8 protein-coding genes, 2 tRNA genes and 1 rRNA gene are annotated in these 8339 nt (G+C 58.6%); 9 read left to right on the top strand and 2 right to left on the bottom strand.

Features of this window, described 5'->3' with window-relative positions:
* The 3 genes from rrf to ACUXAC_RS24180 all read left to right on the top strand — a co-directional run.
* Nucleotides 1–85, top strand: a 5S ribosomal RNA gene (rrf, locus tag ACUXAC_RS24190); the annotation flags it as partial.
* 94 nt (nucleotides 86–179) lie between these two features.
* Nucleotides 180–256 (top strand) — tRNA-Asp (locus ACUXAC_RS24185).
* Nucleotides 257–307: 51 nt separating this feature from the next.
* Nucleotides 308–383: transfer RNA gene (locus ACUXAC_RS24180), tRNA-Trp, on the top strand.
* A gap of 261 nt (nucleotides 384–644) precedes the next feature.
* On the opposite strand, the gene hdfR is transcribed toward ACUXAC_RS24180, so the two are convergent.
* On the bottom strand, nucleotides 645–1472 hold the full coding sequence (gene hdfR / locus ACUXAC_RS24175; protein WP_047729627.1) for an HTH-type transcriptional regulator HdfR: 828 nt from the start codon (nucleotides 1470–1472) through the stop codon (nucleotides 645–647).
* A 119-nt stretch (nucleotides 1473–1591) separates the two neighbouring features.
* Here hdfR and ACUXAC_RS24170 point away from each other — a divergent pair, with 119 nt between their 5' ends.
* Entirely contained in the window at nucleotides 1592–1930 is a 339-nt protein-coding gene (locus tag ACUXAC_RS24170) for a DUF413 domain-containing protein (RefSeq protein ID WP_048232148.1), read from the top strand.
* Between the two features lie 28 nt (nucleotides 1931–1958).
* Here ACUXAC_RS24170 and ACUXAC_RS24165 read toward each other — a convergent pair whose 3' ends face one another.
* Nucleotides 1959–3482, bottom strand: coding sequence for a YifB family Mg chelatase-like AAA ATPase (locus ACUXAC_RS24165; protein ID WP_454266915.1), 1524 nt, complete (start codon nucleotides 3480–3482; stop codon nucleotides 1959–1961).
* A 342-nt stretch (nucleotides 3483–3824) separates the two neighbouring features.
* Here ACUXAC_RS24165 and ACUXAC_RS24160 point away from each other — a divergent pair, with 342 nt between their 5' ends.
* The 5 genes from ACUXAC_RS24160 to ACUXAC_RS24140 all read left to right on the top strand — a co-directional run bounded on the left by ACUXAC_RS24160 (nucleotide 3825) and on the right by ACUXAC_RS24140 (nucleotide 8282).
* Nucleotides 3825–5057 carry an MFS transporter gene (locus ACUXAC_RS24160; RefSeq protein ID WP_084827060.1) on the top strand — a complete coding sequence of 411 codons (1233 nt, stop codon included), beginning with the start codon at nucleotides 3825–3827 and terminating at the stop codon, nucleotides 5055–5057.
* 133 nt (nucleotides 5058–5190) lie between these two features.
* Nucleotides 5191–5289: an ilv operon leader peptide gene (gene ilvL / locus ACUXAC_RS24155; protein WP_013814970.1), complete on the top strand. Its 99-nt coding sequence runs from the start codon at nucleotides 5191–5193 to the stop codon at nucleotides 5287–5289.
* Nucleotides 5290–5431: 142 nt separating this feature from the next.
* The gene (gene ilvG / locus ACUXAC_RS24150) at nucleotides 5432–7078 is read left to right on the top strand and encodes an acetolactate synthase 2 catalytic subunit (protein ID WP_147840468.1); all 1647 of its coding nucleotides are present in this window, start codon (nucleotides 5432–5434) and stop codon (nucleotides 7076–7078) included.
* Nucleotides 7075–7332 carry an acetolactate synthase 2 small subunit gene (gene ilvM, locus ACUXAC_RS24145; RefSeq protein WP_038874702.1) on the top strand — a complete coding sequence of 86 codons (258 nt, stop codon included), beginning with the start codon at nucleotides 7075–7077 and terminating at the stop codon, nucleotides 7330–7332. Before ilvG ends, ilvM begins: the two co-directional genes overlap by 4 nt.
* 23 nt (nucleotides 7333–7355) lie before the next feature.
* Complete coding sequence (locus tag ACUXAC_RS24140) at nucleotides 7356–8282, top strand: branched-chain amino acid transaminase (RefSeq protein WP_033636413.1); 927 nt, start codon at nucleotides 7356–7358, stop codon at nucleotides 8280–8282.
* Nucleotides 8283–8339 lie beyond the last annotated feature (57 nt).

The raw sequence follows: 8339 nt of genomic DNA, 5'->3' as shown, positions 1-8339 counted from the left end.
ACCCCATGCCGAACTCAGAAGTGAAACGCCGTAGCGCCGATGGTAGTGTGGGGTCTCCCCATGCGAGAGTAGGACACTGCCAGGCATCAAATAAACGTTATCAGTGTGACGACTGGTAATGCGCAAATCGCAGAGCGCGATTTTGCCGGCATCGAGAGATGCAACGTAAAAGAATCGGTGGAGCGGTAGTTCAGTTGGTTAGAATACCTGCCTGTCACGCAGGGGGTCGCGGGTTCGAGCCCCGTCCGTTCCGCCACTTATTTAATTATGCCTGCTTTATTAGCAGGCATAATGTTAAGCGAGATTTAGGGGCGTAGCTCAGTTGGTAGAGCACCGGTCTCCAAAACCGGGTGTCGCGAGTTCGAGTCTCTCCGCCCCTGCCATATTAAGAACCCTTTGCGAAAGCAAAGGGTTTTTTTTTGCCTATCATTTTTCTTCCTTACCGCTTTGGAACAGAGCACATGGACGTTAGGTGCCGATGTTTGCCCGATCCTGGTTGCTCCATCTTTCTTCCGATCTTTACCCCCGTGACCTCCTGATTCCCTTGCTGTTTTGCATTATCTCCTCTCAGAAGGCGATGAGCGCGTTTTTGCTTGATAGACAGTCATAACCACGATGACGGCGTTTAAGGCCGCCATAACGCTTTAGGCTGCGGTATTTAAAGGTATTTTAAGTAATTGCCGAATCAAAGGCTGTTGATCGCTGTTTTGCAACCAGACGGCATACAGTGGGCGGATAATCGGTGGGATCTCAGCGGCGGCCACCAGCTGTGGGTACTCTTGTTCCCACTGGCTGGGCAGGAAAGCGCATCCGCCCGTGGTTTCCAGCAGCTGACGCGTCAGGTGAGCGGAGGTAGTGGTGAGCACCGGCACGTTATCGCCTTCCAGCATGCGGCTTTCCTGTTGGTGAAAGTCGGCTCCCCATTCCAGCTTGATGTAGGGCATTGGGGCTTGTTTATCACGATGCGCGGATGAGAACAGGCGTAATGAGAAATTGCTCAGCTGCTGGCTGGCCAATTCATCCATCTTCGGCGGTTCAGTGGTGATCAGTAAATCGAGCTGCCTTTCATGCAGTTGTTTTACCAAAGAGTGCCTTAATGCCACCCTGGCTTCGAGCTGTAGCGCCTCGCGTTGTTGATAGAGCGCCTGCAACCAGGGGGTCAGATAGGCTTCCCACAGCGAAGCGGTCGCGCCGATCGACAACTCGGTGTGTTGCAGCGAACGCACGACCTCCTTCTTCGCCAGCTGCCAGGTGTTCATCAGGCTCTCGGCATAGGGCAGAAGCCGCTCACCGGCAGGTGTCAGACGGATATTATTGCGATGACGGGTAAATAAATTTGCGCCCAGCTGGTTTTCTAACTGACGGATGCGGAAACTGACCGCGGACTGCGTTAAGTACAAAGATTCTGCGGCTCTGCCAAAGTGACGCGTTCTACTGACCTCCAAAAAGGTTTTCAGTAATTCGGTATCCACACCTATCTCCAAAAAAATTTGTCGTTAAGATTTAAATGTTTTGTTTTACACGCTGTCAAGCCTATCTAATACTCCGCGCCATAAACAGCACGGCCATAAGAGAATTAGGAGCGTGTCAGATGGCGGATAGCTTCACCACGACCAATCGTTTTTTTGATAATAAACATTACCCTCGCGGGTTCTCCCGTCACGGCGATTTCACCATTAAAGAGGCGCAATTGCTAGAGCGCTTTGGCTACGCGTTTAACGAGCTGGACTCGGGCAAACGTCAGCCGGTCACTGAAGAAGAACAGCTGTTCGTCGCAGTGTGCCGCGGTGAGCGCGAAGCGGCTACCGAGCAGGAAAAAGTATGGGCTAAATATCTGGCGCGCACACGTCGCCCGAAGAAATTCCATACTCTGTCCGGCGGTAAACCGCAGGCTGACGCAGTAGAAGATTACAGCGACAGCGACGACTAAAGACGATGGGGCCTGCGGGCCCCATTTTCTATTCCAGACTACGATGCAGCTGTAACAGCAGACGGTCCATACTGCGATAGCCCAGCGCTTCGCAGAGGTGGCTCCTGTTGAGCTCCGCATCCCCCGCCAAATCCGCCAGCGTGCGCGCCACTTTCAAAATGCGCTGCCAGGCGCGGACCGATAACCCCAGCGCGTTTAATGTTGCCTCCAAAAACTCGGCGTCTGCTGCCTGCAGAACGCAATCACGTTCCACTTCGCGGTTGCTCAACAGCGCGTTGACTTTCCCGGCGCGTTCGAGCTGCCGGGCGCGTGCCTGCTGCACCCGCTTCCGCACCTGCTCACTGCTCTCTCCATGCGTTTTCCGCTGACTGAGCGTACCCGGCGGTAACAGCGGCACTTCGATAGAAAGATCGAAACGGTCGAGAAAAGGCCCTGACAGCCGGGCCAGATAGCGTAATACCTGCTGCGGTGAGGCGCGATTGTGCAACCCCTGATAATGCCCGGTCGGGCTGGGGTTCATTGCCGCAATCAACTGCACTCTGGCGGGGAAACAGAACTTGGCGTTGGCGCGTGAAATTACGATCTCGCCGGACTCCAGCGGCTCACGCAGCGCATCCAGCACCTTACGCTCGAATTCCGGTAGCTCATCCAGAAACAGCACGCCGTTATGCGCCATAGAGATTTCACCCGGGCGCGGCAGTGAGCCGCCGCCGACCAACGCCGCCATCGATGCACTGTGATGCGGTGCGCGAAACGGCCTCTGGCGCCATGGTAGGGCTGCGGGGATATGGTGCTGCAAGCTGGCGACCGCCAGGCTTTCCAGCGCCTCATGCTCCGTGAGCGGCGGCAGCAAGCCCGTGAGGCGGCTGGCCAACATGGTTTTACCGGTGCCCGGCGGCCCAATCAGCAGCAGGTTATGCCCGCCGGCGGCGGCGATCTCCAGAGCCCGCTTGGCCTGTTCCTGGCCGATGATGTCGCGCAGATCGGCGTTGTCGCAGGCGATGTCCACAGCGGGAGGCGTGGCCGCCACCGGCAGCTCGCCCTGGCCGAGCAGAAAGGCACAGACTTCCAACAGGTGCCGGGCGGTATGGGAGTGCGACTGCGCAATCAGGCCGACTTCGGCGGCATTGTCCGTCGAGAGGATCAGTTGCCGCCCGGCGTCAGCCGCCGCCAGCGCCGCCGGGATCGCGCCCCTGACCGCGCGCAGTGCGCCGGACAGTGCGAGCTCGCCAAGAAACTCGTAGCGCGCCAACGGTGCGAGGGGCAATTGCTCGGAGGCGGCGAGGATCGCCAGTGCTATCGGCAGATCGTAACGCCCGCCTTCTTTCGGCAGATCGGCGGGCGCCAAATTGACGGTGATGCGCCGGGCGGGAAAGGTGAAACCGTTGTTGATCAGGGCGCTGCGCACCCGATCGCGCGCCTCTTTCACCGTGGTTTCTGGCAGACCGACCAGCGTCAGGCCGGGCAGGCCATTGCTGATATGCACCTCCACCGTTACTGAAGGGGCCTGAACGCCGATGATGGCGCGGCTATAGATTACCGCCAATGACATATCGCTCTCCTTGCTGAGGGCAACATGATGCGCGATTCATTCTGGCTTCGCGCGGCGTTATTAGCGATTTTTCCCGGAGGTTCGCAGCGTAATTGCCGATTTTCATTTCAGCGAATGAGATTGTGCGATCCGCCTCGCAGGCTGCGGCAATACCCATTAACAATATCGCCGAAGGCTGCAACACATTAGCGGCCCAGACGCATTGCAACCATAGGCTTGATGGGTATATTTAACAATTGATTAAAAGAAAAATCACTTCTTTAACAAACTCCGACCGCCGCCGCATTCTGCCCGGCAGCCGCTAAGCCTCCTGACTTCGTACTCTACGGTAGGGATAACACTATGTTTGGTTGGACCCCGCTGCAACGCAACGCGGCAATCGCCAGCTTTTCAAGCTGGACGCTCGATGCTTTCGATTTTTTCGTGCTGGTATTCTTACTCAGCGATATCGCGCAATCCTTTCACGTCGGCCTGGAACAGGTCACGTTGGCGATTCTGCTCACGCTGGCGGTGCGGCCTATCGGCGCGCTGATCTTCGGGCGCGCGGCGGAAAAATATGGCCGCAAGCCGATCCTGATGTTGAATATCGTCTTCTTCTCGGTATTTGAGCTGCTCTCCGCCGCCGCGCCCTCGCTGACGGTCTTTTTGCTGCTGCGGGTGCTGTACGGGGTTGCGATGGGCGGCATCTGGGGCGTGGCGTCGTCATTGGCGATGGAAACCATACCGGACCGCTCACGCGGCCTGATGTCGGGTATTTTCCAAGCCGGCTATCCGTTCGGTTATCTGCTGGCGGCGGTGGTGTACGGCCTGCTGTTCGAAACGGTCGGCTGGCGCGGCATGTTCGTTATCGGCGCAGCGCCGATCCTGCTGCTGCCGTTTATTTATTATTGCGTGCAGGAGTCGCCGGTGTGGCTGGCGGCGCGCGAACGCAAAGAAAGCACCGCCTTGCTACCGGTGCTGAAGAGCCACTGGAAGCTGTGCTGCTATCTGGTGCTGCTGATGGCGGCGTTCAATTTCTTCTCCCACGGCACGCAAGATCTGTATCCGGTATTTTTGAAAGTTCAGCACGGTTTCGACCCTAAAACCGTCAGTATCATTGCCATAAGCTACAATATCGCGTCCATTATCGGCGGCGTATTCTTCGGTTCGTTATCGGAAAAGATCGGCCGTAAGAAAGCGATCATCATCGCCGCGCTGCTGGCGTTGCCGGTGATCCCGCTGTGGGCGTTTTCCAGCGGTTCACTGATGCTCGGGATCGGCGCTTTCCTGATGCAGTTCATGGTGCAGGGTGCCTGGGGCGTGATACCGACCTACCTGACCGAACTGGTGCCGGCCAACACCCGCGCGGTGCTGCCGGGGTTCGTGTACCAGCTGGGCAATCTGATAGCCTCGGTCAACGCCACGCTGCAAGCCACCATCGCCGAGCATCATGGGCACAATTACGGCCTGGCGATGGCGATCGTCGCCGGTACGGTGGCGGTGGCGATCGCCCTGTTGGTGTTCTTTGGCAAGGATACGCGCGGCAAGGCGATCACCGACGCGGTGAAAAATCCGGACATGCGCGCCAACGTGTGAAAGAGGGGCGATTTGCGTGAGGTATGACCAGATTGCGCCGAATAATAACGCAAAAAAAGTGTTGTCATGCCGCGCGCGACTATGGTACCTCTGTAAGCATTAGTTCTGAATGAGCACAGTGAACAAACCCATTATGAAAGCCTTTGCCCAAGTGATTAGCCTAGTCGTGATTAGCGTGGTGGTGATTATTATCCCACCGTGCGGGGCTGCACTTGGACGAAGAAAGGCTTAGCAAACAAGCCGGAATCGCAAGAGAACCCCCGCACCGTCAGGTCCGGGGGTTTTTTATTGGCAAGAGAAAAGTGGAGCAAGGGGCAGAGCATGAGAAACAGAACAAAATCCTGCAGTTGTCGAAGTAAGGCGGGGAAATAACTATGAATGGCGCTCAGTGGGTAGTTCAAGCGTTGCGTGCGCAGGGTGTGGATACCGTATTCGGCTATCCGGGTGGGGCAATCATGCCGGTGTACGATGCGCTGTACGACGGCGGTGTGGAACACCTGCTGTGTCGCCATGAACAGGGCGCCGCGATGGCCGCCATCGGCTACGCCCGCGCCACTGGCAAAGTCGGCGTTTGCATCGCCACTTCCGGCCCTGGCGCCACCAACCTGATCACTGGCCTGGCTGATGCGCTGCTCGATTCCGTTCCCGTTGTCGCCATCACCGGTCAGGTGGGTTCCGCGCTGATCGGCACCGATGCCTTTCAGGAGATCGATGTTCTCGGCCTGTCTCTGGCCTGCACCAAGCACAGCTTCCTGGTGGAATCGCTGGACGCCTTGCCGGGCATCATGGCGGAAGCGTTCGCCATCGCCGCAGGCGGCCGCCCTGGCCCGGTGCTGATCGATATCCCGAAAGACATCCAGCTGGCGCAGGGCGACTTGCACCCGCATCTGATGCCGGTCGACGAGGCGCCGGCGTTCCCGGCGGCAGCGTTGGCAGAAGCGGCCGAGCTGCTGGCGCAGGCGCACAAACCGATGCTGTACGTCGGCGGCGGCGTGGGTATGGCACAGGCGGTGCCGGCGCTGCGTGAATTTATCGCCGTGACCCGCATGCCGAACGTCGCCACCCTGAAGGGGCTGGGCGCGCCGGATGCGCAAGATCCGCTGTACCTCGGCATGTTGGGCATGCACGGCACCAAGGCTGCCAACCTGGCGGTGCAGGCGTGCGATTTGCTGATTGCCGTCGGCGCGCGTTTCGATGACCGCGTGACCGGCAAACTGAACGCCTTCGCACCGCACGCCAAAGTGATCCACATGGATATCGATCCGGCGGAGATGAGCAAGCTGCGCCAGGCACATGTGGCCCTGCAGGGCGATCTGAAAGCGTTGCTGCCGGCGTTGCAGCACCCGCTGAATATCGCCGCCTGGCAGCAGCAGGTGACGGCGCTGAAAGCCGAGCACGTCTGTCGCTACGATCACCCCGGCCAGCCGATCTACGCGCCATTGTTCTTGCGCCAGCTGTCCGCCCGCAAGCCGGCCAACAGCGTAGTGACCACCGACGTGGGCCAGCACCAGATGTGGAGCGCGCAGCACATGACGTTCGAACGCCCGGAGAATTTCATCACCTCCAGCGGCCTCGGCACCATGGGGTTCGGCGTGCCGGCGGCGGTGGGGGCTCAAGTCGCGCGTCCGCAAGATACGGTGATCTGCGTCTCGGGCGATGGCTCCTTCATGATGAACGTGCAGGAGCTGGGTACCATCAAGCGCAAACAGCTGCCGCTCAAGATCGTGCTGCTGGACAACCAGCGCCTCGGAATGGTGCGTCAATGGCAGCAGCTGTTCTTCGACGGCCGCTACAGCGAAACCAACCTGTCCGATAACCCCGACTTCCTGATGCTGGCCGCCGCCTTCGGCATTCCCGGCCAGCGCATCAGCCGAAAGGATCAGGTGGAAGGCGCGCTCGAGGCGCTGTTCAACACCGAAGGCCCTTATCTGCTGCAGGTCTCTATCGACGAACTCGAAAACGTCTGGCCGCTGGTGCCGCCGGGCGCCGGCAACGAAACCATGTTGGAGGAAATATCATGATGCAGCATCAACTCTCTATCCAGGCGCGTTTTCGCCCCGAAATGTTAGAGCGCGTATTGCGGGTCGTGCGTCATCGCGGCTTTCAGGTTTGTGCTATGAATATGGTTTCTCCGGCCAACGCCGACAGCATCAATATCGAATTGACCGTTGCCAGCCCGCGTCCGGTCGCCCTGTTGTCATCTCAGTTAAGCAAACTGCTGGACGTCTCCTGCGTCGAGATCCAGCAGCCAACATCACAACAAATACGCGCCTGAGGCGCCGAGAAGGATAAATAACAATGACAAAGAAAGCCGATTACATTTGGTTCAATGGTGAGATGGTTCCCTGGGCCGAGGCCAAAGTGCACGTGATGTCGCACGCGCTGCATTACGGCACGTCGGTATTTGAAGGCGTGCGCTGCTACGACTCGCACTTGGGGCCGGTGGTGTTCCGTCATCGCGAACATATGCAGCGCCTGCACGACTCGGCGAAAATCTACCGCATGCCGGTTTCGCAAAGCGTCGACGAGCTGATGGAAGCCTGCCGTGCCACGCTGCGCAAGAACAACCTGGTCAGCGCGTACATCCGCCCGCTGGTGTTCGTCGGCGATGTAGGCATGGGCGTCAACCCGCCGGCCGGTTACAAAACGGACGTGATTATCGCGGCGTTTCCTTGGGGCGCTTATCTGGGTGAAGAAGCGCTGGATCAAGGCATCGATGCGATGGTCTCCTCCTGGCACCGCGTCGCACCAAACACGATCCCCACTGCGGCCAAGGCCGGCGGTAACTATCTTTCCTCCCTGCTGGTGGGCAGCGAAGCGCGTCGCCACGGCTATCAGGAAGGCATCGCGCTCGACGTGCACGGCTACATTTCCGAAGGGGCGGGCGAGAACCTGTTTGAAGTGAAAGACGGCGTGATTTACACCCCGCCGTTCACCTCTTCGGCGCTGCCGGGCATCACCCGCGATGCGATCATCAAGCTGGCGAAAGACATGGGCTTCGAAGTGCGTGAGCAGGTGCTGTCGCGCGAATCGCTGTACCTGGCCGACGAAGTGTTCATGTCCGGCACCGCGGCGGAAATCACGCCGGTACGCAGCGTGGACGGCATTCAGGTCGGCATCGGCAAATGCGGCCCGGTGACCAAACAGATCCAACAGGCGTTCTTCGGCCTGTTCAGCGGCAAGACAGAAGACAAATACGGCTGGCTGGATCCGGTAAATCCGTAACGACAAGACAGACAGATAAGAATATCCAGGCGGTTCGTTCGCCGCCTGTCATAAATA

The sequence above is a fragment of the Serratia sp. 121840015-1 genome (assembly GCF_053627655.1).
The sequence above is the reverse complement of the archived record's forward strand: the minus strand, read 5'-3'. Positions and strand labels throughout refer to the sequence as shown.